At 45.9% G+C, this 23820-nt stretch carries 34 protein-coding genes and 1 rRNA gene; 28 read left to right on the plus strand and 7 right to left on the minus strand.

Annotated elements, in window-relative coordinates; translation table 11 throughout:
• The first annotated feature begins 3 nt into the window (after positions 1-3).
• From rpsC to rplQ, 21 genes are all read left to right on the plus strand, one after another.
• Positions 4-696 carry a 30S ribosomal protein S3 gene (rpsC, locus tag FJD32_RS01170; protein WP_011070621.1) on the plus strand — a complete coding sequence of 231 codons (693 nt, stop codon included), beginning with the start codon at positions 4-6 and terminating at the stop codon, positions 694-696.
• Positions 697-707: 11 nt separating this feature from the next.
• Positions 708-1118, plus strand: a complete 411-nt coding sequence (gene rplP / locus FJD32_RS01175) for a 50S ribosomal protein L16 (RefSeq protein ID WP_006083593.1) — start codon at positions 708-710, stop codon at positions 1116-1118.
• On the plus strand, positions 1118-1309 hold the full coding sequence (gene rpmC / locus FJD32_RS01180; RefSeq protein ID WP_007644429.1) for a 50S ribosomal protein L29: 192 nt from the start codon (positions 1118-1120) through the stop codon (positions 1307-1309). The genes rplP and rpmC overlap by 1 nt, the downstream gene beginning before the upstream one ends.
• Complete coding sequence (gene rpsQ / locus FJD32_RS01185) at positions 1309-1557, plus strand: 30S ribosomal protein S17 (RefSeq protein ID WP_011070622.1); 249 nt, start codon at positions 1309-1311, stop codon at positions 1555-1557. The genes rpmC and rpsQ overlap by 1 nt, the downstream gene beginning before the upstream one ends.
• A gap of 177 nt (positions 1558-1734) precedes the next feature.
• Positions 1735-2103, plus strand: a complete 369-nt coding sequence (gene rplN, locus FJD32_RS01190; RefSeq protein WP_006083590.1) for a 50S ribosomal protein L14 — start codon at positions 1735-1737, stop codon at positions 2101-2103.
• Between the two features lie 11 nt (positions 2104-2114).
• Complete coding sequence (gene rplX / locus FJD32_RS01195; protein WP_011070623.1) at positions 2115-2429, plus strand: 50S ribosomal protein L24; 315 nt, start codon at positions 2115-2117, stop codon at positions 2427-2429.
• Positions 2430-2441: 12 nt separating this feature from the next.
• Entirely contained in the window at positions 2442-2981 is a 540-nt protein-coding gene (gene rplE / locus FJD32_RS01200) for a 50S ribosomal protein L5 (RefSeq protein ID WP_011070624.1), read from the plus strand.
• Positions 2982-2991: 10 nt separating this feature from the next.
• Entirely contained in the window at positions 2992-3297 is a 306-nt protein-coding gene (rpsN, locus tag FJD32_RS01205) for a 30S ribosomal protein S14 (RefSeq protein ID WP_011070625.1), read from the plus strand.
• 24 nt (positions 3298-3321) lie between these two features.
• On the plus strand, positions 3322-3714 hold the full coding sequence (gene rpsH, locus FJD32_RS01210) for a 30S ribosomal protein S8 (protein WP_007644434.1): 393 nt from the start codon (positions 3322-3324) through the stop codon (positions 3712-3714).
• A 10-nt stretch (positions 3715-3724) separates the two neighbouring features.
• Positions 3725-4258 (plus strand): 50S ribosomal protein L6, encoded by a 534-nt coding sequence (rplF, locus tag FJD32_RS01215; protein ID WP_037421473.1) that lies wholly within the window; start codon positions 3725-3727, stop codon positions 4256-4258.
• A gap of 10 nt (positions 4259-4268) precedes the next feature.
• The gene (gene rplR / locus FJD32_RS01220) at positions 4269-4619 is read left to right on the plus strand and encodes a 50S ribosomal protein L18 (protein WP_011715467.1); all 351 of its coding nucleotides are present in this window, start codon (positions 4269-4271) and stop codon (positions 4617-4619) included.
• Between the two features lie 12 nt (positions 4620-4631).
• Complete coding sequence (gene rpsE, locus FJD32_RS01225; protein ID WP_007644438.1) at positions 4632-5135, plus strand: 30S ribosomal protein S5; 504 nt, start codon at positions 4632-4634, stop codon at positions 5133-5135.
• 6 nt (positions 5136-5141) lie between these two features.
• Entirely contained in the window at positions 5142-5324 is a 183-nt protein-coding gene (gene rpmD, locus FJD32_RS01230; protein ID WP_007644440.1) for a 50S ribosomal protein L30, read from the plus strand.
• Between the two features lie 3 nt (positions 5325-5327).
• The gene (rplO, locus tag FJD32_RS01235) at positions 5328-5762 is read left to right on the plus strand and encodes a 50S ribosomal protein L15 (protein ID WP_011070628.1); all 435 of its coding nucleotides are present in this window, start codon (positions 5328-5330) and stop codon (positions 5760-5762) included.
• A gap of 7 nt (positions 5763-5769) precedes the next feature.
• A complete protein-coding gene (gene secY, locus FJD32_RS01240; protein ID WP_011621032.1) occupies positions 5770-7110 on the plus strand; it encodes a preprotein translocase subunit SecY in 1341 nt (446 codons plus the stop codon).
• Positions 7111-7132: 22 nt separating this feature from the next.
• Positions 7133-7246 carry a 50S ribosomal protein L36 gene (gene rpmJ / locus FJD32_RS01245; RefSeq protein ID WP_006083579.1) on the plus strand — a complete coding sequence of 38 codons (114 nt, stop codon included), beginning with the start codon at positions 7133-7135 and terminating at the stop codon, positions 7244-7246.
• Positions 7247-7360: 114 nt separating this feature from the next.
• Positions 7361-7717, plus strand: coding sequence for a 30S ribosomal protein S13 (gene rpsM / locus FJD32_RS01250; protein ID WP_011070630.1), 357 nt, complete (start codon positions 7361-7363; stop codon positions 7715-7717).
• Between the two features lie 14 nt (positions 7718-7731).
• Positions 7732-8124, plus strand: coding sequence for a 30S ribosomal protein S11 (gene rpsK / locus FJD32_RS01255; RefSeq protein ID WP_006083577.1), 393 nt, complete (start codon positions 7732-7734; stop codon positions 8122-8124).
• Positions 8125-8155: 31 nt separating this feature from the next.
• Complete coding sequence (gene rpsD / locus FJD32_RS01260) at positions 8156-8776, plus strand: 30S ribosomal protein S4 (protein ID WP_037421477.1); 621 nt, start codon at positions 8156-8158, stop codon at positions 8774-8776.
• 24 nt (positions 8777-8800) lie between these two features.
• Positions 8801-9790: a DNA-directed RNA polymerase subunit alpha gene (rpoA, locus tag FJD32_RS01265; RefSeq protein WP_011070632.1), complete on the plus strand. Its 990-nt coding sequence runs from the start codon at positions 8801-8803 to the stop codon at positions 9788-9790.
• Positions 9791-9830: 40 nt separating this feature from the next.
• Positions 9831-10226, plus strand: a complete 396-nt coding sequence (rplQ, locus tag FJD32_RS01270; protein ID WP_007644470.1) for a 50S ribosomal protein L17 — start codon at positions 9831-9833, stop codon at positions 10224-10226.
• 62 nt (positions 10227-10288) lie between these two features.
• On the opposite strand, the gene FJD32_RS01275 is transcribed toward rplQ, so the two are convergent.
• The 6 genes from FJD32_RS01275 to ccmA form a co-directional block, all read right to left on the minus strand.
• Positions 10289-11221, minus strand: coding sequence for an ABC transporter substrate-binding protein (locus tag FJD32_RS01275; protein ID WP_226770049.1), 933 nt, complete (start codon positions 11219-11221; stop codon positions 10289-10291).
• Positions 11222-11407: 186 nt separating this feature from the next.
• On the minus strand, positions 11408-11893 hold the full coding sequence (ccmE, locus tag FJD32_RS01280; RefSeq protein WP_037422767.1) for a cytochrome c maturation protein CcmE: 486 nt from the start codon (positions 11891-11893) through the stop codon (positions 11408-11410).
• Complete coding sequence (ccmD, locus tag FJD32_RS01285; RefSeq protein ID WP_037422771.1) at positions 11890-12090, minus strand: heme exporter protein CcmD; 201 nt, start codon at positions 12088-12090, stop codon at positions 11890-11892. Before ccmD ends, ccmE begins: the two co-directional genes overlap by 4 nt.
• Positions 12090-12836, minus strand: a complete 747-nt coding sequence (locus FJD32_RS01290; RefSeq protein ID WP_037422774.1) for a heme ABC transporter permease — start codon at positions 12834-12836, stop codon at positions 12090-12092. Before FJD32_RS01290 ends, ccmD begins: the two co-directional genes overlap by 1 nt.
• 1 nt (position 12837) lies before the next feature.
• Complete coding sequence (gene ccmB / locus FJD32_RS01295; RefSeq protein WP_037422777.1) at positions 12838-13524, minus strand: heme exporter protein CcmB; 687 nt, start codon at positions 13522-13524, stop codon at positions 12838-12840.
• Positions 13525-13535: 11 nt separating this feature from the next.
• On the minus strand, positions 13536-14186 hold the full coding sequence (ccmA, locus tag FJD32_RS01300) for a cytochrome c biogenesis heme-transporting ATPase CcmA (protein WP_037422780.1): 651 nt from the start codon (positions 14184-14186) through the stop codon (positions 13536-13538).
• Positions 14187-14510: 324 nt separating this feature from the next.
• Between ccmA and scyA the strand changes: the two genes are divergently transcribed.
• Together scyA and FJD32_RS01310 are read left to right on the plus strand one after the other, a co-directional pair.
• Positions 14511-14810: a monoheme cytochrome c5 ScyA gene (gene scyA / locus FJD32_RS01305; protein WP_037422782.1), complete on the plus strand. Its 300-nt coding sequence runs from the start codon at positions 14511-14513 to the stop codon at positions 14808-14810.
• A 117-nt stretch (positions 14811-14927) separates the two neighbouring features.
• Positions 14928-16250, plus strand: coding sequence for an IS4-like element ISSba6 family transposase (locus FJD32_RS01310; protein WP_205403022.1), 1323 nt, complete (start codon positions 14928-14930; stop codon positions 16248-16250).
• Positions 16251-16324: 74 nt separating this feature from the next.
• Here FJD32_RS01310 and ccmI read toward each other — a convergent pair whose 3' ends face one another.
• Entirely contained in the window at positions 16325-17572 is a 1248-nt protein-coding gene (ccmI, locus tag FJD32_RS01315) for a c-type cytochrome biogenesis protein CcmI (RefSeq protein ID WP_037429823.1), read from the minus strand.
• Positions 17573-17971: 399 nt separating this feature from the next.
• On the opposite strand from ccmI, the gene FJD32_RS01320 reads away from it, so the two are divergent.
• The 5 genes from FJD32_RS01320 to FJD32_RS01340 all read left to right on the plus strand — a co-directional run bounded on the left by FJD32_RS01320 (position 17972) and on the right by FJD32_RS01340 (position 23630).
• Positions 17972-19951: a heme lyase CcmF/NrfE family subunit gene (locus FJD32_RS01320; RefSeq protein WP_037429822.1), complete on the plus strand. Its 1980-nt coding sequence runs from the start codon at positions 17972-17974 to the stop codon at positions 19949-19951.
• Positions 19952-19962: 11 nt separating this feature from the next.
• Complete coding sequence (locus FJD32_RS01325; protein ID WP_037422791.1) at positions 19963-20517, plus strand: DsbE family thiol:disulfide interchange protein; 555 nt, start codon at positions 19963-19965, stop codon at positions 20515-20517.
• Positions 20514-20993, plus strand: coding sequence for a heme lyase NrfEFG subunit NrfF (gene nrfF, locus FJD32_RS01330; RefSeq protein WP_037422794.1), 480 nt, complete (start codon positions 20514-20516; stop codon positions 20991-20993). Before FJD32_RS01325 ends, nrfF begins: the two co-directional genes overlap by 4 nt.
• Positions 20990-21571, plus strand: coding sequence for a TlpA disulfide reductase family protein (locus tag FJD32_RS01335; RefSeq protein WP_037429821.1), 582 nt, complete (start codon positions 20990-20992; stop codon positions 21569-21571). Before nrfF ends, FJD32_RS01335 begins: the two co-directional genes overlap by 4 nt.
• Before the next feature lie 516 nt (positions 21572-22087).
• Positions 22088-23630 (plus strand): 16S ribosomal RNA (locus FJD32_RS01340).
• Positions 23631-23820 lie beyond the last annotated feature (190 nt).

The following is a 23820-nucleotide window of genomic DNA, read 5'->3' on the forward strand; positions in this document are numbered from 1 at the left end:
GCAATGGGACAGAAAGTACATCCTAATGGTATCCGTCTGGGTATCACCAAGCCTTGGATCTCTACCTGGTACGCAGATAAGTCAGATTATGCAAATAACCTGAACAGCGACTGGGAAGTGCGTAAGTATCTTGCAGACAAACTGCAAGCTGCGTCAGTATCTAAGATTGTTATTGAACGCCCAGCGAAAAGCATCCGCGTTACTATTCACACAGCCCGTCCAGGGGTTGTGATTGGTAAGAAAGGTGAAGACGTTGAAGTATTGCGTGCTGCCGTTTCAAAACTGGCTGGCACTCCTGCTCAAATTAACATCGCTGAGATCCGTAAACCTGAGCTAGATGCCAAGTTAGTTGCTGACTCAATTGCACAGCAATTAGAGCGTCGTGTTATGTTCCGTCGCGCGATGAAGCGTGCGGTACAAAACGCAATGCGTATTGGTGCTCAAGGTATCAAAGTTGAAGTTAGTGGCCGTTTAGGCGGTGCTGAGATTGCGCGCTCTGAGTGGTATCGCGAAGGTCGTGTACCTTTGCACACACTGCGTGCTGATATCGACTATTCAACCTCTGAAAGTCACACTCAATATGGTGTGATTGGTATTAAAGTTTGGATCTTCAAAGGTGAAGTTCTGGACGGAATGCTGCCACAGATTGAAGAGCCGAAACAGCAGCAACCTAAGCGCAAGCCTCGTGGTAAATAGGAGAGCCGGCAATGCTGCAACCTAAACGTATGAAGTTTCGCAAGATGTTCAAAGGCCGCAACCGCGGTCTAGCGAACGGTACCGAAGTTAGCTTTGGTACTTTTGGTCTGAAAGCAGTCGGCCGTGGTCGTTTAACTGCTCGTCAGATCGAATCTGCACGTCGTGCCATGACACGTCACATTAAGCGTCAGGGACAAATTTGGATTCGAGTTTTCCCGGACAAACCTATTACCTCTAAGCCTCTTGAAGTGCGTATGGGTAAAGGTAAAGGTAACGTTGAATACTGGGTATGTCAGATTCAACCTGGTAAGGTTCTTTATGAGATGAATGGTGTTTCTGAAGTGATCGCTCGTGAAGCGTTTGCTTTAGCTGCTGCCAAGCTTCCAATCAAGACTACCTTCGTAACTAAGACGGTGATGTAATGAAAGCGAGCGAACTAAGAGAAAAGAGCGTTGAAGAACTGAACGCTGAACTACTTGGTCTGCTGCGTGAGCAGTTCAACCTGCGTATGCAACACGCCACTGGTCAGTTGACTCAGACTCATCAACTGAAATTGGTGCGCCGTAATATTGCGCGCGTTAAGACCATTATTACTTCTAAGGCGGGTGCATAATGTCTGATAAAATCCGTACTTTGCAAGGTCGTGTCACTAGCAACAAAATGGATAAAACCATTACTGTCGCTATCGAACGCCAAGTGAAACACCCAATCTATGGGAAATACATTAAGCGTACGACTAAGATCCATGCACATGACGAAGCTAATCAGTGCAATGAAGGTGACGTAGTCGCGATTCGCGAATGTCGTCCTTTGTCTAAGACTAAGTCTTGGACCCTGGTTGAAGTAGTATCAAAGGCCTAATAATATTAGGCATTTAGGTAAACGGCTCCAGTATTTGGGGCCGTTTGTTTTTTAATACTATACATTCCATATTTATGGTGTTATATTTGCGCCCCATTTTTGACTAAATTCAAAGCAAAAATGGTGTTTATAGTCCCATAGTGGGAATTGTGTAGTAACGATAGCGGAGCACTTAAAATGATCCAAATGCAATCGACTCTTGACGTCGCATGTAACAGCGGCGCACGCAGAGTTCAGTGTATTAAGGTCTTGGGTGGCTCTCATCGTCGTTATGCCGGTATCGGCGACATTATCAAAGTTTCTGTTAAAGAAGCAATTCCTCGCGCTAAAGCGAAGAAAGGTGATGTGTATAACGCGGTGGTAGTCCGTACTAAGAAAGGCGTACGTCGTCCAGACGGTTCTGTCATTCGCTTCGATCGGAATGCAGCTGTTCTTTTGAACAACAACCTGCAGCCGATTGGTACTCGTATCTTTGGACCAGTGACACGTGAATTGCGTAATGAGCAATTTATGAAAATTGTCTCGCTGGCACCAGAAGTACTGTAAGGAGCTTCAAAATGGCAGCTAAAATCCGTCGTCAAGACGAAGTAATCGTATTAGCAGGTAAAGACAAGGGCAAGCGTGCTAAAGTTGCTCAAGTATTACCTACTGGTAAGTTAATTGTTGAAGGCATCAATCTTGTCAAAAAACACCAAAAGCCAAACCCACAACTGGGTGTAGCCGGTGGTATTGTTGAGAAAGAAGCACCGATTCAAGCATCAAATGTTGCGATCTTTAACCCTGTCACTGGCAAGGCGGATCGTGTTGGTTTCCGATTTGAAGACGGCAAAAAAGTTCGTTTCTTTAAATCGAACAGTGAACTCGTTAAGTAACTGGAGTAAACGATGGCGAAACTGCATGATAAATATCAAGAGACTGTTGTCGCTGAACTGACTCAAAAGTTCGGTTATACCAGTGTCATGCAAGTCCCTCGGATTGAGAAAATCACCCTGAACATGGGTGTTGGCGAAGCCGTTGCAGACAAAAAAGTTATGGAACATGCTGTCCGTGACATGACTGCAATTGCTGGTCAAAAACCAGTAGTAACTGTTGCTCGTAAATCAGTTGCTGGTTTTAAAATCCGTGAAGGCTACCCTATTGGCTGTAAAGTGACCCTGCGCGGTGAGCGTATGTGGGAATTCTTAGAGCGTTTAGTTGACATCGCAATCCCTCGTATCCGTGACTTCCGTGGTCTGAGCGCTAAAGCGTTCGATGGCCGTGGTAACTACGCGATGGGCGTGCGTGAGCAGATCATTTTCCCAGAGATCGATTACGATAAAATCGATAAAATTCGCGGTATGGATATTGTTATCACTACCTCTGCGAAGACTGATGAAGAAGGTCGTGCTTTGTTAGACGCTTTTAACTTCCCATTCAAGAAATAAGGGTAGCGTAATGGCAAAAACATCAATGAAAGCACGTGAAGCAAAGCGTGCACAGCTCGTAGCTAAGTTCGCTGAAAAGCGTGCTGCTCTGAAAGTGATTATTGCAAGTCCAGCTTCTTCTGATGAAGATCGTTGGGATGCAGTATTAAAGCTGCAAGCTCTACCACGTGATTCCAGCGCATCGCGTCAACGCAATCGTTGTAATCAAACTGGTCGCCCACATGGTTTCCTACGTAAGTTCGGTTTAAGCCGTATCAAATTGCGTGAAGCAACCATGCGTGGTGAAGTTCCTGGCCTGCGTAAGGCTAGCTGGTAAGCACTTGTCACGGAGTAAGCTAATATGAGCATGCAAGATCCTATTGCGGATATGTTAACCCGTATTCGTAACGGCCAAGCTGCTAACAAAGTATCTGTGAAGATGCCTTCTGCTAAGCTGAAAGTCGCTATTGCGAAACTGCTTAAAGAAGAAGGTTACATCGCGGATTACGCCGTAGCAGATGAAGCCAAGCCTGAATTGGAAATTACCTTAAAGTACTTCCAAGGCCAACCAGTCGTTGAGACTATCCAGCGTGTAAGCCGTCCAGGTCTTCGTATTTACAAAGGTAAAAACGAACTTCCTAAAGTGATGGGCGGACTGGGTGTCGCAATTGTGTCCACTTCTAAAGGCCTGATGACTGATCGTGCCGCCCGCCTTGCAGGCATGGGTGGCGAGGTTATCTGCTACGTAGCATAAGGAGCTAGGAATGTCTCGTGTAGCAAAAGCACCAGTATCTATTCCAGCTGGCGTAGAGGTGACCTTAAACGAACAGACCCTGACCGTCAAAGGCGCGAAAGGAAGTCTGACTCGAGTGATCAACAATGCGGTCAATGTTGTTATTGAAGGTGGCGTGATTAAATTCCTTCCTGTTGAGGGCGCAGTTGGCGCTTGGGCACAGGCTGGTACAACACGTGCGTTAGTAAACAACATGGTTGTTGGTGTATCTCAAGGTTTTGAGCGTAAATTAAAGTTAGTTGGCGTTGGTTACCGTGCGAAACTCGTCGGTGCTGACATTGACCTTACTTTAGGTTTCTCTCATCCGTTAGTACACAAACTGCCCGCAGGCGTTACTGCAGAGTGCCCTAGCCAAACTGACATCGTCCTACGTGGCGTTGATAAACAGTTAATTGGCCAAGTCGCTGCTGAGATTCGCGGATATCGTCCACCAGAGCCATACAAAGGCAAGGGTGTTCGCTATGACGACGAAGAAGTACGCCGTAAAGAGGCTAAGAAGAAGTAGGTAACGCGATATGGATAAGAAAACATCTCGCTTACGTCGCGCTATTCGCGCTCGTAAGAAGATCCAAGAGCTGGGCGTGAACCGTCTGGTTGTACATCGTACACCGCGTCACATTTATGCTCAGGTGATCAATCCTGAAGCTCAGGTGGTGGCAGCTGCTTCAACCGTGGAAAAAGCGGTTAAAGAGCAACTGAAGAGTACCGGTAACGTAGACGCGGCTAAGGCAGTAGGTAAATTTATTGCTGAGCGCGCGATCGAAAAAGGCGTAACAACAGTTGCGTTCGATCGTTCTGGTTTCAAGTATCACGGTCGTGTAGCTGCTCTAGCAGATGCTGCTCGTGAAGCTGGCCTCCAGTTCTAAGGGGTTATAAAAATGGCTAAATTAGAAGCTCAGCAAAAAGACGATCTGCAAGAGAAATTAATTGCAGTTAATCGTGTTTCTAAAGTAGTTAAGGGCGGTCGTATCTTTAGCTTCACAGCACTGACAGTAGTGGGTGATGGTAATGGTAAGGTCGGCTATGGCTATGGTAAAGCGCGCGAAGTTCCAGCAGCAATTCAAAAAGCTATGGAAAAAGCCCGTCGTAACATGGTGACCGTTGAGTTGAATGCAGGTACTCTGCATCACCCAGTTAAAGGTCGTCATACTGGTTCACGTGTATACATGCAACCAGCATCACAGGGTACCGGTATTATCGCCGGTGGCGCAATGCGTGCCGTATTGGAAGTTGCAGGCGTTCATAACGTTCTGTCTAAAGCATACGGTTCTACTAACCCGATCAACATCGTTCGCGCGACTGTAGATGCTCTGGTGCACATGAAGTCACCATCGCAAATCGCAGCTAAGCGTGGCCTGAATGTTGACGAAATTCGGGGGTAATGCACCATGGCAACTAAAACTGTAAAAGTTACTCAGACTAAAAGTGCTATCGGTCGTTTACCAAAGCACCGTGCGACCTTAACAGGTCTTGGTCTGCGTCGCATTGGTCACACTGTTGAATTAGAAGATACTCCTTCAGTTCGCGGTATGATCAACAAGGTCTACTACATGGTTAAGGTGGAGGATTAATAGATGCGTTTAAATACTCTATCTCCAGCTGCAGGCGCTAAGCATGCACCAAAGCGTGTAGGCCGTGGTATGGGCTCAGGTTTAGGTAAAACTGCAGGTCGTGGTCACAAAGGCCAAAAATCTCGTAGCGGTGGCGGTGTACGCCCAGGCTTCGAGGGTGGTCAAATGCCACTTAAGATCCGTTTACCTAAATTTGGTTTTACCTCGCGTCGCGCTATGGTAACAGCTGAAGTTCGTGTACTCGAACTGGCTAAAGTTAACGGTGATGTTATCGACTTAAACGCTCTGAAAGATGCGAACGTTATTACTCGCAACATCCAGTTTGCGAAAATCGTTCTTTCAGGTACCATTGAGCGCCCAGTGACTGTAAAAGGTCTGAAGGTAACCAAAGGTGCACGTGCAGCAATTGAAGCTGCTGGCGGTAAGATCGAGGAATAATACGTCGATGGCAAAACCAGGACTTGATTTAAAAAGCGCGAAAGGTGGACTTTCAGAGTTGAAGGCTCGCCTCCTGTTCGTGATTGGTGCGATTATCGTCTTTAGGGCCGGTTCGTTTGTACCAATTCCTGGTATTGACGCAGCTGTATTAGCAGAGCTGTTTGCTCAGCAAAAAGGGACCATCCTAGGCATGTTTAACATGTTCTCGGGTGGTGCTCTTTCCCGTGCTTCTATCTTTGCATTAGGTATTATGCCGTACATTTCGGCATCGATTATCATGCAGTTATTGACTGTTGTGCATCCTGCACTCGCTGAATTGAAAAAAGAAGGCGAGTCTGGACGTAAAAAAATCAGTCAGTACACACGATGGGGTACGTTGGTGCTGGGTACATTCCAGTCGATCGGTATTGCAACAGGGTTACCAAACTTAGTCCCAGGCCTAGTGGTCAATATTGGATTCGGTTTCTACTTTGTAGCGGTTGTGAGCTTAGTGACAGGGACTATGTTCCTGATGTGGCTAGGTGAGCAAATTACCGAACGAGGTATAGGTAACGGTATCTCGATTTTAATTTTCGCAGGTATTGTTGCTGGATTACCTTCCGCTATCGGCCAAACGGCTGAGCAGGCGCGTCAAGGTGACCTGAATGTGTTAGTGTTGTTGTTGCTCGCGGTAATTATTTTTGCTGTGACTTATTTCGTGGTGTTTGTAGAGCGTGGTCAACGTCGTATCGTCGTTAACTATGCTAAGCGTCAGCAAGGCCGTAAGGTATTCGCTGCGCAATCTACTCACTTGCCACTGAAAATAAACATGGCGGGTGTAATTCCTCCAATTTTTGCGTCAAGCATTATTTTGTTCCCAGGCACACTGGCTCAGTGGTTTGGTCAAAATGAGTCTATGTCATGGTTAAGTGATTTTTCATTGGCCGTGTCACCTGGACAACCGCTTTACTCATTATTGTATGCAGCAGCGATTATCTTCTTCTGTTTCTTCTATACAGCGTTGGTATTTAATCCACGTGAAACAGCAGACAACCTGAAGAAGAGTGGTGCATTCATCCCTGGGATCCGTCCTGGAGAACAGACTTCGCGTTACATTGATAAAGTAATGACTCGCCTAACATTAGCTGGCGCGTTATACATTACCTTTATCTGTTTAATTCCGGAGTTCATGCTAATTGCGTGGAAAGTACAGTTCTATTTTGGCGGTACTTCACTACTAATTATGGTAGTCGTAATCATGGACTTCATGGCTCAGGTTCAGACCCATATGATGTCACATCAGTATGAGTCTGTGATGAAGAAAGCTAACCTAGTTAACAAAGCGAATTTAGATCGTTTTGGTCGCTAAGTAAGCTTTACGGAGTGATGAAATGAAAGTTCGAGCTTCCGTGAAGAAGATCTGCCGTAACTGCAAGATCGTCAAGCGTAGTGGCGTTGTGCGCGTTATCTGTGTTGAACCAAAACACAAACAGCGTCAAGGCTAAAAGTGAAATTGTTCAGCCCACTGTTGGGCTGAACAAATATTGTTTGCAAATCTGTCAACTGTCGAGTATCCTTTCGGGCTTTTCGCAGTTGGCCTTTAACTTAAGGAGTGCATAGTGGCCCGTATCGCTGGCATTAACATTCCTGATCAAAAGCATACAGTCATCGCATTGACTGCAATTTTCGGCATCGGCCGTACTCGCGCTAGAGCAATCTGCGCAGCTACGTCAATTGCTGAAACTGCTAAGATCAAGGAATTGAGCGAAGCTCAAATCGACACCCTACGCGAAGAAGTTGCCAAATACTTAGTAGAAGGTGACTTACGTCGTGAGATTTCTATGAACATCAAGCGTCTTATGGATCTTGGTTGTTATCGTGGTCTCCGCCATCGTCGTAGCCTGCCTCTTCGTGGGCAACGTACTAAGACCAATGCGCGTACGCGTAAAGGTCCACGTAAACCAATCAAGAAGTAACGGGAAGGTAGACAATGGCTAAAGTTCCGTCACGTTCTCCGCGTAAGCGCGTACGTAAACAGGTTGCAGATGGCATGGCTCATATCCATGCTTCTTTCAACAACACAATTGTCACCATTACAGATCGTCAAGGTAATGCGTTGTCATGGGCTACTTCAGGTGGTTCAGGTTTCCGTGGTTCACGTAAATCTACGCCATTTGCTGCACAGGTAGCTGCTGAGCGTGCAGGCGCTGCTGCTCAAGACTACGGTTTAAAAAACCTTGAAGTGTTTGTGAAGGGTCCAGGTCCAGGTCGTGAATCAGCCATTCGTGCGCTGAACGCTGTTGGTTACAAAATTACCAACATTACCGATGTGACGCCGATCCCTCATAATGGTTGTCGTCCTCCTAAAAAGCGTCGTGTATAACGCGTTTCATTAGGATAGTTGGAGAAAGATCATGGCAAGATACTTGGGTCCCAAGCTCAAGCTCAGCCGCCGAGAAGGTACTGACCTTTTCTTAAAAAGCGGTGTGAGAGCAATCGATTCTAAGTGTAAACTGGAATCTGCACCAGGACAGCATGGCGCTCGTAAGCCACGTCTGTCAGAGTACGGTTTACAGTTACGCGAAAAACAAAAAGTTCGTCGTATTTACGGTGTGTTAGAAAAGCAATTCCGTAACTACTATAAAGAGGCTGCACGTCTGAAAGGCAACACCGGTGAAAACCTGTTGCAACTTTTAGAAACTCGTTTAGATAACGTTGTTTATCGTATGGGTTTCGGTGCGACTCGTGCAGAATCACGTCAGCTAGTAAGCCATAAATCTGTTATGGTTAACGGTCGTGTTGTTAACATTCCGTCATTCAAAGTGTCTGCGAATGATGTTGTAAGCATCCGTGAAAAGTCACGCACTCAAGCTCGTATCAAAGCGGCTTTAGAAGTGGCTGGTCAACGCGAGAAGCCTACATGGGTTGAAGTCGACAGCGCGAAAATGGAAGGTGCTTTCAAGCGTATTCCAGAACGTAGCGATTTGTCTGCGGAAATTAACGAACAGCTGATCGTCGAGCTTTACTCTAAGTAAGGCTAACAAACAAGAGAGGACACAATGCAGGGTTCTGTTACAGAATTTCTTAAACCGCGTCTCGTTGATATCGAGCAGGTTAACTCAACACGTGCCAAGGTTACTTTGGAACCGCTTGAGCGTGGTTTCGGCCACACTTTAGGTAACGCGTTGCGTCGCATCCTATTGTCGTCTATGCCCGGCTGCGCGGTTACCGAAGTCGAGATTGACGGCGTACTGCACGAATACAGCAGTAAGGAAGGCGTACAAGAAGATATCCTTGAAATCTTGCTTAATCTGAAAGGATTAGCAGTGACTATCGAGGGTAAAGACGAGGCTATGCTTACATTAAGCAAGTCCGGCGCAGGCCCTGTCATCGCAGCAGATATCACGCATGATGGTGATGTCACTATCGTGAATCCTGATCATGTTATCTGTCATTTGACAGGTAACAATGATATCAGCATGCGTATTCGCGTTGAGCGTGGTCGTGGTTATGTGCCAGCATCTGCTCGTGCACAGACAGAAGACGATGATCGCCCAATCGGCCGCTTGCTGGTTGATGCTTCTTTCTCGCCAGTCGCACGTATTGCCTACAATGTAGAAGCAGCTCGTGTTGAACAGCGTACTGACTTGGATAAACTCGTTATCGATATGACCACTAATGGTACTATTGATCCTGAGGAAGCTATCCGTCGTTCTGCAACCATCTTAGCTGAACAGCTGGATGCGTTTGTTGAGCTGCGTGACGTGACTGAGCCAGAAATGAAGGAAGAGAAGCCGGAGTTCGATCCGATTCTGTTGCGTCCTGTCGACGATTTAGAGCTAACTGTACGTTCGGCTAACTGTTTGAAAGCCGAAGCGATTCATTACATCGGAGATCTGGTACAGCGTACTGAAGTTGAGCTGCTGAAAACCCCTAACTTAGGTAAGAAATCTCTTACTGAAATTAAGGACGTTTTAGCTTCTCGCGGACTGTCGTTAGGTATGCGTCTGGAAAACTGGCCTCCAGCTAGTTTAGCAGACGACCTATAAGTCTCAGGTTTGTACAGATTTAGGTTATAAGGATTAGGTCATGCGCCATCGTAAGAGTGGTCGTCAACTTAACCGCAACAGCAGCCACCGCCAAGCTATGTTCCGTAACATGGCAAGCTCACTGGTTCGTCATGAGATCATCAAGACAACCGTAGCTAAAGCGAAAGAACTGCGTCGCGTAGTTGAGCCTCTGATAACACTTGCTAAGAGTGACAGCGTTGCAAACCGTCGTTTAGCGTTTGCACGTACTCGCGACGCTGAAGTCGTAGGTAAGTTATTCACTGAATTGGGTCCACGTTACCAGGAACGTCCTGGTGGCTACACCCGTATCCTTAAGTGCGGTTTACGTGCTGGTGATAAAGCCCCAATGGCTTACATCGAGCTAGTAGGTCGTCCAGAAGCTGCTCAAGCTGTTGATGTTGAAGCTGCTGAGTAATTAAGGTTACAAATTTAAAAGCCGGGCTCTAAGCCCGGCTTTTTATTTCAGCTCGTTTTAACTTACTCGACCCAAGTCGTTTGTTTCTCGATTTCTTTAGGCAATGTTAAGTGCCATTTACTTAACCCTTTACGGCTAAACATAAATTGTCCTAGGTCATCTGTTACTGGGAATATGTTTTCCGGTTTCTCACCTGCGAGGATCCTTGAGGCCATTTTGGCTGCGATCTTGCCGTGCTGGTAACCATCGAGAACATAGCCGCCGATATTGCCGTTGTTGTATACGCTAAATCCCCAAAAACCAAAATTGGGTACTGGTGTGTTAGCTGAAACCCATCCTAATAATTTTTCAGCATCAACCGACTGATCTTTGTCATCCCTCACTGCATGATAAAGTGCAACGACTATCGCACTAAAGCCATTGTCTTTAGCCGCAATGACTTGCTTTTGCCATTCACTAAGTTGATTTAGTTGTAATATTTCAACTTCCACATCGCTCAACATGCTCAGTTGCTGCTTACTGATATATTCCGCTGCAAGTCTAGACGTATCACTTTGATCGAACAGAACTAAGATTTTTCGGTGCTTTGATATTGGTAATATTCGTTGCAGTAATAGCAGAGAGCGTCTGAGTAGAGGTCTTTCAAGCACACCCGTAAAACGCTTATATTCATTTAAGTGATATTCTCTTGGGTTCATATTAATGCCAAGGTATACCACTGGAATTTGGCTTGAGTTTAACCGTTGGTGTAGATAATTAACGGCATTATCATCTGCTAGGATCACTAACTGTGGTTTTTGTTGCTGAATAAATTGCCATGCCAGTTCTGCCCGTTTTGCATGAAGATTTTTAGGTAGCCGTTTTGTATCCATTTCAAAGTGATTTACCTCATTGAGAGGTGTCAACGTATCGAGTATGGCTTGATAATACTGCTTATCCCACGTGTAACCTTGGTGATAGCTCTCGATGACAACCACCTTGGCCGCATATGCCATTGGTATGAAACATACCAGTATCAAGGTAAAAATCTGTCGCCATCTTTTAATTAATAACTTAATTAAATTCATGGAGAGATACCTAGTGGAATATAGCTTTGAGTATAGTTTAACCTCGAGTATCCGGCTGGCAATAAAAAAGCCTCATAATGAGGCTTTAAATATTCTTTCGGCGATGTGCTTACGTTATTGTGCTGTCGCTTTCTGCTGGCTGTAATCTAGCTTCTCATGTTTTTGCCCCATTGCTTCTGCAACTTCTGGAGGCATATAGTTTTCATCATGTTTTGCTAAGACTTCAGTTGCGGCCAACTTACCATCTTCCCCTAATACACCTTGGGCGACGATGCCTTGTCCTTCGCGGAATAGATCCGGTAATAGATCGTCATAGGTCACTAGAATTTCGCCACCTAAGGAATCGTGTACTGCAAATTGCACATGTAGGCTGTTTGGATCACGTACCATAGAGCCTACCGTTACCATGCCACCTACACGAATACGTTGGCCCGCTTCGGGTTTAACGCCTGTATCGGTTTTACCGTTTACGATTTCTGACGGTGTATAGAATAAGTTTAAGTTGGAGTTCAACGCATACAGCAGCAGTGAAGCAATCGCGGCTACGCCACCGATTAGTGCTATAGCTAACGTCAGTCTCTTTTTGCGTCTTGGGTTCACGATTTGTTACTCCTAGTTTCTTTGAGGCGCTCTTCGCGGTTCATCTTTTTCGCTATTTCAATCAAAACTTTACGCTTTTGGCGTGCGCTAGTGATGATCAGCGTCGATACACAGAAGAAGGTCACACCATAGGCAAGCCATACATAAAAGGCATAGCCACCCATGTTGAAAAAATCACTGATAGAATCGAATTGCATTATTTGACCTCCTCAGCTTTAGCAAGTTCACGTACCCAAGGGCGCATGCCGTTTCTTGCTAAGATTTCTGCTCTAAATCTCACAATAGTGATAGCGCCTATCATAAGCCCGAAACCTAAAATATTGATTAAAAGTGGGTATAACATGTCGCTCGACATGGTCGATTTAGAGGTAATTTTGATGGTTGATGGTTGATGCAATGAGCTCCACCATTCAACGGAATATTTAATAATGGGGATATTAATTACCCCTACGATTGCCAAGATCCCAGCTGCACGTGCAGCGAGTACTTTATCCTCAAAGGAAGCGTAGAGGGAAATCACACCTAAGTAGAGGAATAGTAGTACTAATTCAGAGGTCAGACGCGCATCCCATACCCACCAAGTGCCCCACATAGGTTTGCCCCAAGCGGCACCAGTAAAGAGTGCTATAAAGGTGATGACAGCTCCTATAGGAGCAATAGACGCAGCTGCCCAGTCTGCTAATTTGACCTGCCAGACAAGACCAATAAATGCCGCTGTCGCCATACCCATGTAGGCCGCCATTGACATTGATGCCGCTGGTACATGGATAAAGATAATACGATAGCTATCTCCTTGCTGGTAATCTGTCGGGGCAAACAATAACCCCCATACGGTGCCAACTGTAAGGAAAAGGCAGGCTAAGGTGGCAAACCATGGAAATAATGTTCCTGATAACTTATATGCGCGTTCAGGATCCGCGTAAGGGTGTAACCATTTCCACATTTTAGTTAGTACTCACTCGCAGAGATGCACCGATTGCAAAAGGTGCTAAGGTTAACGAACCGATCAACATGGCGCCAATTATAGCGAGCTGACCGTCATAGGGTAAATTCATTCCTGCCGCATCAATGGCGCTGGTCGCGAAAATGAGCACTGGAATATAAAGTGGCAGAATCAAAAGGCTTAATAGTACGCCGCCTTTACGTAGACCAACGGTTAATGCCACGCCAATAGCACCTAAGAGTGACAACACTGGGGTGCCTAAAGCCAGTGTGGCAATCAATGCACCATAACTATTAGCATCTAAGTTCAGTAGCACGGCCAGCAGTGGGGCAATAATAATCAATGGAACACCCGTAAGTATCCAGTGGGCTAACACTTTGGCTAAGACTAAAACAGACAAAGGTTGTGGGCTAAGTAGCATCTGTTCTAAGCTGCCGTCACTAAAGTCAGCTTTAAATAGACGCTCCAGCGACAACATGGATGCTAACAATGCCGCAACCCAAATAATCCCTGGGGCAATACGGGCTAGCATTTGTGGTTCTGGGCCAATGCCGAGTGGAAATAGGGTTACAACCATAATGAAGAATAATAGGGGATTAAAAATATCACCACGGTGTCGAATGGCAATCTTTAGATCCCGCTGAAGTAACGTTAAAAACGCTTGAGTAAAGCTGATGCCTCTTTTCATTATGCCAAACCTTATACGAAGCGATAATCTAGACGAATTTTACGAAGCCTATCATCTTTGATAATGCCCATATCTTGGTGAGTGGTCAGGATCACACAGCCACCATTATCCGCATGTTGAATAAATAACTGTTCAAGCTCTTCGACGCCTTTTTTATCGATTGCGGTAAAAGGTTCATCTAGGATCCACACCTTACAATCATTGTGCCAAAGCCTTGCCAATGCTGTTCGGCGATGTTGGCCCGCGGACAAATGCCCAGCAAGCGCTTCCTCAAAACCTGATAGATTTACTTTAGCTAATATGGCAGACGTATCAAAATCATCATAGCCACTGATTCTTAAATTGAAGTTAAGGTTTTCCTCAGCGGTTAATTCGGATTTCACTCCCGCAAGATGGCCTAAATACAGTAGATCTTCGTTATATTCGTCACGACAGCGGTTGATATCTTCATTTATATAGAAGGTTTGCCCCGCATAGGGACGAGATAGACCTGCTAATATGCGTAATAAACTGGTTTTGCCGGCACCATTAGGGCCTTCAATCTGGACGATATCGCCAGCATTAATCTCAAAACTTAATTCATCAAATAGAATGCGTTCTTCACGGATGCATGTCAGCTTGCTCGCTGATAACAGTGTGTTTACTGAAGTTATATTTGTCACTGAACCCTCTATCTCAAGCCGGAAGGAAACACAAGTGATTCTAACACAAACGATATTGCGGGTTTACACTTGCTTGGGACTAGATGTCAGCAATTTGATGTGGTTCCAATAACCGCAATATTTCTCGTACAAATCGAACTTTTTTAATACTTGCTAATATATTAACGAATTTGTCACGCTTGTCGCCTTATATCATTTGTGCTGAGATTCTAATCACAAAAAGATGAGATTTATTGAAGTTTGTAGTAATCTTAGTCCGCTATAATGAGTCTGCCTCAAAGGGCAGCGCGAGCTTTGTACGTATTTGCATTAGGAACATTGAACATGAAAAAACTGTTAGCAATGACTGCAGTCGCTGCTTTGACTATGTCAGTCAACGTTTCAGCTCAAGATGCTGAAGCTATTTTCAACAAGGCATGTACCGTGTGCCATAGCATGGGTGTTGCTGGTGCTCCAAAAGCGCACAATGCAGCGGAGTGGGAACCACGTTTAGCTAAAGGTGTTGATAATCTAGTTAAAAGTGTAAAAACAGGTTTAAACGCAATGCCACCAGGTGGTATGTGTACTGATTGTACTGATGATGATTACAAAGCAGCTATCGAGTTTATGTCTAAAGCTAAGTAATTTTTTTTGCAGTGTTAAAAAACCGGCATTAGCCTAATGCCGATCAGTTAAGACAGATCGCTTGACGATCTCGCTGAAAAGATCAAAATCCGATGACCTCATGTCATCGGATTTTTTATGCAACTCTCGGAAGCACTCGCCCGTACCCATATTACCCGCCTAACCGAATTCACCTGCTTAGCTGATGTGTTAGAACCTGAGTTAATTCAATCTTGCCTAGACTCCCAGGGCGTTGCGACGTTAAGACGGCGTAAATTGCCGATGGACGCGATGATTTGGGCCGTTATCGGAATGGCTTTGTTCCGAGGGGAGTCTGTTCGGTCACTCATCAACAAACTCGACATTGTTTTGCCGCAAGAGATTGATTATGTTGCACGCAGCGCCGTGACTCAGGCGCGTAAACGATTGGGCAGTGAGGTTATTAGAGAAGTATTTAGCCGCAGCGGCAATACCTGGCACGCGAGAGCTGAACATCCTCATTGGTGCGGTCTTAACTTGTATGGTGTTGACGGTGTCGTGTGGCGGACACCCGATAGTGTTCAAAATCAAGCCGCCTTTGGACGAACCGCCAACGCTTTAGGCGAAGCGGCTTATCCGCAAATTCGCATGGTTTGCTTGATGGAGTTAAGCAGCCATTTATTGGTCAACAGCGCCTTTGATTCGGTTGCCGAAAATGAAATGAACTTAGCGTCCCAGCTCATTCCTAGCATTCCCAATCACAGCCTAACCCTATTTGACCGAGGATTTTACTCGCTCGGCCTGCTGCACGCTTGGCAGCAAGCGCAACCTGATAGCCACTGGTTGTTGCCATTGAAGAAAGGCACTCAATATGAAGTAGTGCGAACGCTGGGGAAACATGACCAGTGGGTGAAACTCACCACGACACCTCAAGCCAGAAAGAAATGGCCGCAGCTCCCTGAAACTCTTGAAGCGCGTTTATTGACTAAGACAGTGAAAGGTAAGTCAGTCGCCATTTTGACCTCGTTGACAGACCCGATGCGTTACCCCAGCGAAGACATCGTCGACTTATATGCCCATCGATGGGAAATCGAACTGGGCTATAGAGAGATGAAACAACATCTACTGGAGAGCCGTTTTACGCTCCGCAGTCAACTACCGGAGCTGGTGACTCAAGAGTTATGGGGCGTGCTACTGGCCTACAATCTCATTAGATATAAGATGTTGCTGATGGCTAAAAGCTTGCCATCGGTCCATCCCAATCAACTGAGTTTTCGGGATGCGGCGAGTTATATCATCTTCAAGTTGACACAACTGTCATCACAAACACCGGGGAATGTCCCGAGAGACGTATTGGATATAGAACGAAATGCACGGCAATTTAAGCTGGATGGTAAACGGGAAAGGGCATATCCACGAGTCCTTAAAATGAGCAAAAACAAGTTTCCGGTTAGACCAAAGAAAAATGCCGTTCACTCTTAAGTGAACGGCATTAGGCATTAGCCGGTTTTTTTATGTCTGCGCTAAGCTGAAACTTAGTGCTAGGTGCGGATAACTTATTGCACTTGGGTATCCAGTACTAAGTTTGCCGTTTCACCCACATTAACTTTGCTGATTTTTCCTTGAATATCACCCGCCTGAGGTTTGATATTGCCATGCTTGGATAAGACGGCAATAACTTCAACGCTAGCAGTTTGGCTTAATTTTACATCGCCACCCATGCCTGTGCTGTCGTCTAGTGTCACTGTAACAGGCAATGATTTTGCACTAACTTTAGTTGCTGCTAGCGGTACTTTAGGACCTTCAGTTGCACGTGCAAAGACAAAGATAGTGTCTTCTGGGCTCGCTTTCGCTGCAAGTTCAGGTGAAATTGAAATTTCAATACTTACTGATTTGCTTGTGACTTTTGCCTGCTTGTGTACATCATCGTTAGGCATACCTGTCGTTTCGGCTTGCATACGTAAGTTAGCTGTTTCGATGGCATTCATCAGTGCGGCGCGATCCACATCTGTACGGTCACTATTAAGAATAGTCTGCCATGAATCAATGGCTTTTTGGTACTTTGCAGTAAAGAAAGCATCCATACCAACTAACAACAGTGTTGATGGATCCTGTGGATCTAATGCTAGCGATTCGTCTATTAAGGCTTGAATTTCTGGTGTCATTTGCTGACCGGCTTTGTAGTACAACGCCGTGGCCTTTGGTCCGATTAACTCGGCATGTTTGCCCACTAAATCCATCACTTTGTCGAAGGCCGCGACTGCTTTATCAAATTGGTTAGCCGAAATATATGCATGACCTAGACTAAACCAAGCCTGACTATTTTCTGGCTCGGCTTGCACTTGGGCTTCCATCATTTGTACGCGCTGCCCCATGATTTGCGCAGTATCCATACCAGCATGTGGGTTAGCCGCTTGGGTATTGCCAATATTTTCAAAGGCCCCTAATTGCTGATAAAGGTAACCTGAGATCGCAATCAAGCATACCGACATGACTGATGGCCAAAGGATACTTTTAGGTTTGATTTGATTGACAAGGGAATCATCGCTCGCTTGTTTGATGTCTTGGAGTAAACTGATTTCGAGTTCTTTCTTAAGCGCATCAAATTCTGCTTGGTCGAGCAGTTCTTCATTAAGTTCTTTCTCAAGGGTGGAAAGACGTTCATTGAACAATTCGAGGTTCGTTTGTTTGCGAACACCAGCTTCCTCAGTACGCAATAACTTTTGCTGTCTGAAATGTGGGATCCAGATCAGTGTTAAGCTGACCAACACAACAAGCGCAATAAAAATCCAAAATGTCGTCATTGTTTCTATATTCACTTTAGTTTGCATAAAAGCGGTTGTTACCGCTGGCTTGGAAGCAAGATTATACGTAAAGATTATTCATTGAACAGTAATATAAGACCTTCACAACTGTGAAAGCTGAGAGTTGGGCACTGGTTCACAAATTGTTCCATCTGGTAAATTTTATATGAAACTTAAGGCTCATTTATCTGTCACATGCAAAACTGTAGGCCTGCGGTGGCTCCATTTGGGCAAAAATCGAGAATGAGACAAGTCACCCAGTTTTGTATGAAAGAGGCAGACAGGAACAATAGCAAATACTAAAATGAACCAAATTTCGTGCATTTGTGTGAACAGCATGTTGTGCGTTGGTTTGGAATTTTTCTAAATCAACATATTATTAGAGACTGAGGAAAACCCATGATCCCAGAACTTGGACACTTTTCGCTGATTATAGGAGTGGCATTCGCCTTCTTGTTAACCAGCGTTCCCCTTATAGGTGTTGCCCGTAAAGACCAATACCTAGTGAGGTATGCTTGGCCGTTAGCCTACGGAATGTTCTTTTTTATTGCTTTATCCGTAGTATCGCTTGGTTATAGCTTCGCCGTTGATGATTTCTCCGTGGCCTACGTGGCACATCACTCTAATTCTCAGTTACCTATTTTCTTTAAGATTGCGGCCGTATGGGGCGGTCATGAAGGGTCTCTGTTGTTCTGGGTGTTTGCGTTATCGACTTGGGCCGCTTCTGTCGCATTATTCAGTAAAGGCTTGGAAGAAGTGTTTACTGCAAGGGTGCTGGCTGTATTGGCGCTGATTGTGATTGGTTTTAGCTTATTTATGCTGCTCACTTCTAGCCCATTTGAACGTTTATTTCCAATGCCAGCCGAAGGTCGCGACTTGAACCCAATGTTGCAGGATGTAGGCTTAATCTTCCATCCGCCAATGTTGTATTTAGGTTATGTGGGTTTCTCTGTAAGCTTTGCGTTTGCAATTGCTGCATTGATGAGTGGCCATCTTGACTCGGCTTGGGCTCGTTGGTCTCGTCCTTGGACCTTGGCTGCTTGGATTTTCCTCACTGGCGGTATTGCATTAGGTTCTTGGTGGGCATACTACGAATTAGGCTGGGGTGGCTGGTGGTTCTGGGATCCAGTAGAAAATGCCTCCTTTATGCCTTGGCTAGTGGGTACTGCTTTAGTGCATTCGCTGATTGTGACCGAAAAACGTGGTGCGTTCCGTAACTGGACAGTATTGCTGTCAATCTTTGCATTTTCGTTAAGTTTACTGGGTACCTTTATCGTGCGTTCCGGCGTACTGACATCGGTTCACTCATTCGCAGCCGATCCAAGCCGCGGTATGTTTATTCTGTTATTACTTGGCTTAGCTATCGGTGGTTCGCTCACGTTGTTTGCCTTCCGCGCAAGTGAAATGAGCAGCCCAGCACGCTTCGAATTGAAATCAAAAGAAACCATGCTGTTAGTCTGTAACGTATTGCTGACTGTCGCTGCTGGTACAGTCCTGTTAGGGACGTTATATCCACTGCTGATCGATGCTTTAGGTATGGGCAAGATCTCTGTTGGACCTCCATATTTTAATGCTGTGTTTGTACCGATCGTGCTCGTGCTGTTTGCGTTTATGGGCGTGGGTCCGATCATCCGTTGGAAGAAATCAAAAGCGGGTGAGTTAAAACGCCAATTGCTGGTGCCTGCATTAGTATCAGCCGCGATTGGTATCGTGACGCCATTTATTGTCGATGGTGCTTTTAACGTGTGGGTTGCTTTGGGTATCGCCGCCGCTGCTTGGATTGTGTTGGCAACCGCTAGAGCCGCTTACAATATCGTGAAGCCTAAAGATGGTGAATTAAGCGTGGCACGTATGGGCCGTAGTGAGCTGGGTATGATCTTAGCTCACTTAGGTATTGCTGTGTCGGTTATCGGTGCCACTATGGTATCTAACTACTCGGTTGAGAAAAGTGTGCGTATGGGGCCTGGCATAAGCCAAGAGCTTGCGGGTTATACCTTTAAATATCTTGAGACTAAGAACGTCGTTGGTCCTAACTACACCGCACAACAAGGTCAAATTGAGATCTACAAAGGCGATAAGCTGCTGACGTTACTCAAGCCTGATCGTCGCCAATACAATGTGCGTACTATGGACATGACCGAAGCCGGTATCGATTGGGGTCTGTTCCGTGACTTATATGTCACCATGGGCGATCCAATCAGCAGCACTGAATTTGCTGTGCGTTTGAACTACAAGCCTTTTGTTCGTTGGTTATGGTTTGGAGCAATATTCATGATGGTCGGTGGTTTCTTTGCCGCATCGGATAAACGCTATCGCTCAAAAGTGGCTGCTATCGTTAAGCCGCAAACTGAAAAAGCGAAATTAGCTACCGCTCAATAATTGGGGAATGTATGAAGAAGTTGGTTCTGTTTATCCCATTAGTCATTTTTCTTGGCATGGGGGTATTTTTATACAAAGGATTGTTTTTAAATCCGCAGAAACTGGATTCAGCTCTGGAAGGAAAGCCTATTCCGGCTTTCCAACTGGAACGTCTCGAAACACCAAACGAGATGATTACCAATGAGCAACTGAAAGGAAAAGTGTCATTACTTAACGTTTGGGCTACTTGGTGCCCCTCTTGTAAGTATGAACACCCTTTCTTAGTCATGCTGAAACGTCAGAATATTCTGCCTATCTATGGGATTAACTATCGTGACGAACGTATCCCCGCGCTGGAAGAATTAAAACGCCAGGGTGATCCTTACAATATCAATATTTTTGATAAGGATGGACGCTTAGGCTTAGATCTTGGCGTTTACGGTGCACCGGAAAGCTTTATTGTTGATCATAATGGCATTATTCGTTATCGCTACGCAGGGCCTATTGACCAGCGTGTATGGAGTGAAACTCTCTATCCTATGATTCAACAACTCCAAGCTGAAGCGGCGAAGGATGGTGCAGCGTGAGAATTTTGACAAAAATCATTGGTGGCCTGGTGTTAATGCTGAGTATGGTGACAACCGTAATGGCCACACCGGTTGATACTTACGAATTTAAATCACCCGAAAACCAAAAACGAGGTTTGTCATTAGCGCATGAGTTGCGTTGCCCGCAATGTCAGAACCAAAACTTGATCGATTCCAACTCGCCAGTTGCACGAGATCTGCGCCTTGAAGTGTATAAAATGGTCGATGAAGGCAAAGGTGACGATGAAATCATCGAGTTTATGACCAGCCGTTATGGTGAGTTTGTACTCTACAAACCGAAAATGGAAACTAAAACCTATATTCTTTGGTTAGGTCCAGTGGGTTTGTTATTGCTCGGTCTTATCATTGGTTTCATCTTTATCCGCAAGCAACGTATCGGTGGCACGACCGAGCCTGAGATCAGTGCCGAAGATCAAAAAGCGCTTGATGCTTTATTAAAGCGTGATAATAAATGAAGTCATTTGCTTTAGCTGCAATCCTAGCGAGTCTGTCTGTTGCCTTTGCTGGTGGTGCCCATGCGTACCCCGGCATGCAGCAGGCAAATAAACCGATTGAGTCGACAGTCGATCTGATTAACGTTCTTCCACAGACTTATCCTATCGAAGTTGTTGCTTTTAGTGATGCGAATGGAAAGCCTATCGACTTTAGCCAATACAAAGGCAAAGTTGTGATGGTCAACATGTGGGCGACTTGGTGCCCTCCCTGCGTAAGGGAGTTGCCCGCAATTGAGCGTTTGGCGACAAAGTTTAAAGCGGATCAGTTTGCGTTATTGCCTATCTCTATTGATGCAGGTGGTAAGCAACAAGTGCAGCCTTTTCTCACTTCATTAGGAATGGCAAACTTTAATTCCTATTACGATCCTACGCAAAACTTAGGACAGGTGTTCCCACTGGATACCATTCCTGCAACCTTTATTCTCGATCAAAATGGCCAATTGATCGCGTTTGTGCGCTCCTTTGTCGACTGGGATGATGCAAAAGCCGTATCGCTAATCCAAAGTTTTATCGATAAAGGCGCTAAAAAGCTGAATTAAACAGCATATAGAGCGTAAATAGAGCACCGTTGTAGAAAAGATCGCCATGCGATCTTTTTTCTTTTAAAAAGCGCTTGCACAAAAAGTTTCGCTGCCTATAATGCGCATCCACTGACACGGCAGACAGCGAAAGCGAGCGCGGTGACAGTGCGAATCGAATGCAAAATGTGCAGTTGATTCGAAAGCCTCAAGAAGTTTGCAAAAACGCCTTGACGCGACAAGGGAAATGCGTAGAATACGCAGCCCTGGCCCGCTGAGCGGTAACGCGAAGTAAATGGTCAAATGCTCTTTAACAATCTAAACAAGAAATCTGTGTGGACACTCACAGGTGTTGAGTTAATCGAAATTACTCTGCCGTTTGGCGAGTAATCAAAGAATTAAATCAATGAATGAGTGTTCATAGCAATATGTACATACAGTAATGTATGAATTGAAACGCGATGCTTCTTAGTGAGCAACGCGAATAAAAACAGTAGAATTCATTGAGTCGTTTAACGCGAGTTAAACAAAAAACTTTAATTGAAGAGTTTGATCATGGCTCAGATTGAACGCTGGCGGCAGGCCTAACACATGCAAGTCGAGCGGCAGCGCAAGTAAGTTTACTTATGAGGTGGCGAGCGGCGGACGGGTGAGTAATGCCTAGGGATCTGCCCAGTCGAGGGGGATAACAGTTGGAAACGACTGCTAATACCGCATACGCCCTACGGGGGAAAGAGGGGGACCTTCGGGCCTCTCGCGATTGGATGAACCTAGGTGGGATTAGCTAGTTGGTGAGGTAATGGCTCACCAAGGCGACGATCCCTAGCTGTTCTGAGAGGATGATCAGCCACACTGGGACTGAGACACGGCCCAGACTCCTACGGGAGGCAGCAGTGGGGAATATTGCACAATGGGGGAAACCCTGATGCAGCCATGCCGCGTGTGTGAAGAAGGCCTTCGGGTTGTAAAGCACTTTCAGTAGGGAGGAAAGGGTGAGTCTTAATACGGCTCATCTGTGACGTTACCTACAGAAGAAGGACCGGCTAACTCCGTGCCAGCAGCCGCGGTAATACGGAGGGTCCGAGCGTTAATCGGAATTACTGGGCGTAAAGCGTGCGCAGGCGGTTTGTTAAGCGAGATGTGAAAGCCCTGGGCTCAACCTAGGAATAGCATTTCGAACTGGCGAACTAGAGTCTTGTAGAGGGGGGTAGAATTCCAGGTGTAGCGGTGAAATGCGTAGAGATCTGGAGGAATACCGGTGGCGAAGGCGGCCCCCTGGACAAAGACTGACGCTCATGCACGAAAGCGTGGGGAGCAAACAGGATTAGATACCCTGGTAGTCCACGCCGTAAACGATGTCTACTCGGAGTTTGGTGTTTTGAACACTGGGCTCTCAAGCTAACGCATTAAGTAGACCGCCTGGGGAGTACGGCCGCAAGGTTAAAACTCAAATGAATTGACGGGGGCCCGCACAAGCGGTGGAGCATGTGGTTTAATTCGATGCAACGCGAAGAACCTTACCTACTCTTGACATCCACAGAAGAGACCAGAGATGGACTTGTGCCTTCGGGAACTGTGAGACAGGTGCTGCATGGCTGTCGTCAGCTCGTGTTGTGAAATGTTGGGTTAAGTCCCGCAACGAGCGCAACCCCTATCCTTATTTGCCAGCACGTAATGGTGGGAACTCTAGGGAGACTGCCGGTGATAAACCGGAGGAAGGTGGGGACGACGTCAAGTCATCATGGCCCTTACGAGTAGGGCTACACACGTGCTACAATGGCGAGTACAGAGGGTTGCAAAGCCGCGAGGTGGAGCTAATCTCACAAAGCTCGTCGTAGTCCGGATTGGAGTCTGCAACTCGACTCCATGAAGTCGGAATCGCTAGTAATCGTGGATCAGAATGCCACGGTGAATACGTTCCCGGGCCTTGTACACACCGCCCGTCACACCATGGGAGTGGGCTGCAAAAGAAGTGGGTAGCTTAACCTTCGGGGGGGCGCTCACCACTTTGTGGTTCATGACTGGGGTGAAGTCGTAACAAGGTAGCCCTAGGGGAACCTGGGGCTGGATCACCTCCTTACCTATACGACTAACTCGATGTTTGCTGAGTGTTCACACAGATGGCTTGTTGAACTTCCTGTAAGGGAAGGGAGAGCGACATGCACCGCGAGCCGGTATGCATTGTTCTTTAACAATTTGGAAAGCTGATAGTAATTAATACAATGATGTCTGTCGTTGTGTTAATACGAAAAAAATTGAGTTCTTAAAAC

This window comes from Shewanella sp. LC6, assembly GCF_006385735.2.
Taxonomy (GTDB): Bacteria; Pseudomonadota; Gammaproteobacteria; order Enterobacterales; family Shewanellaceae; genus Shewanella; species Shewanella xiamenensis.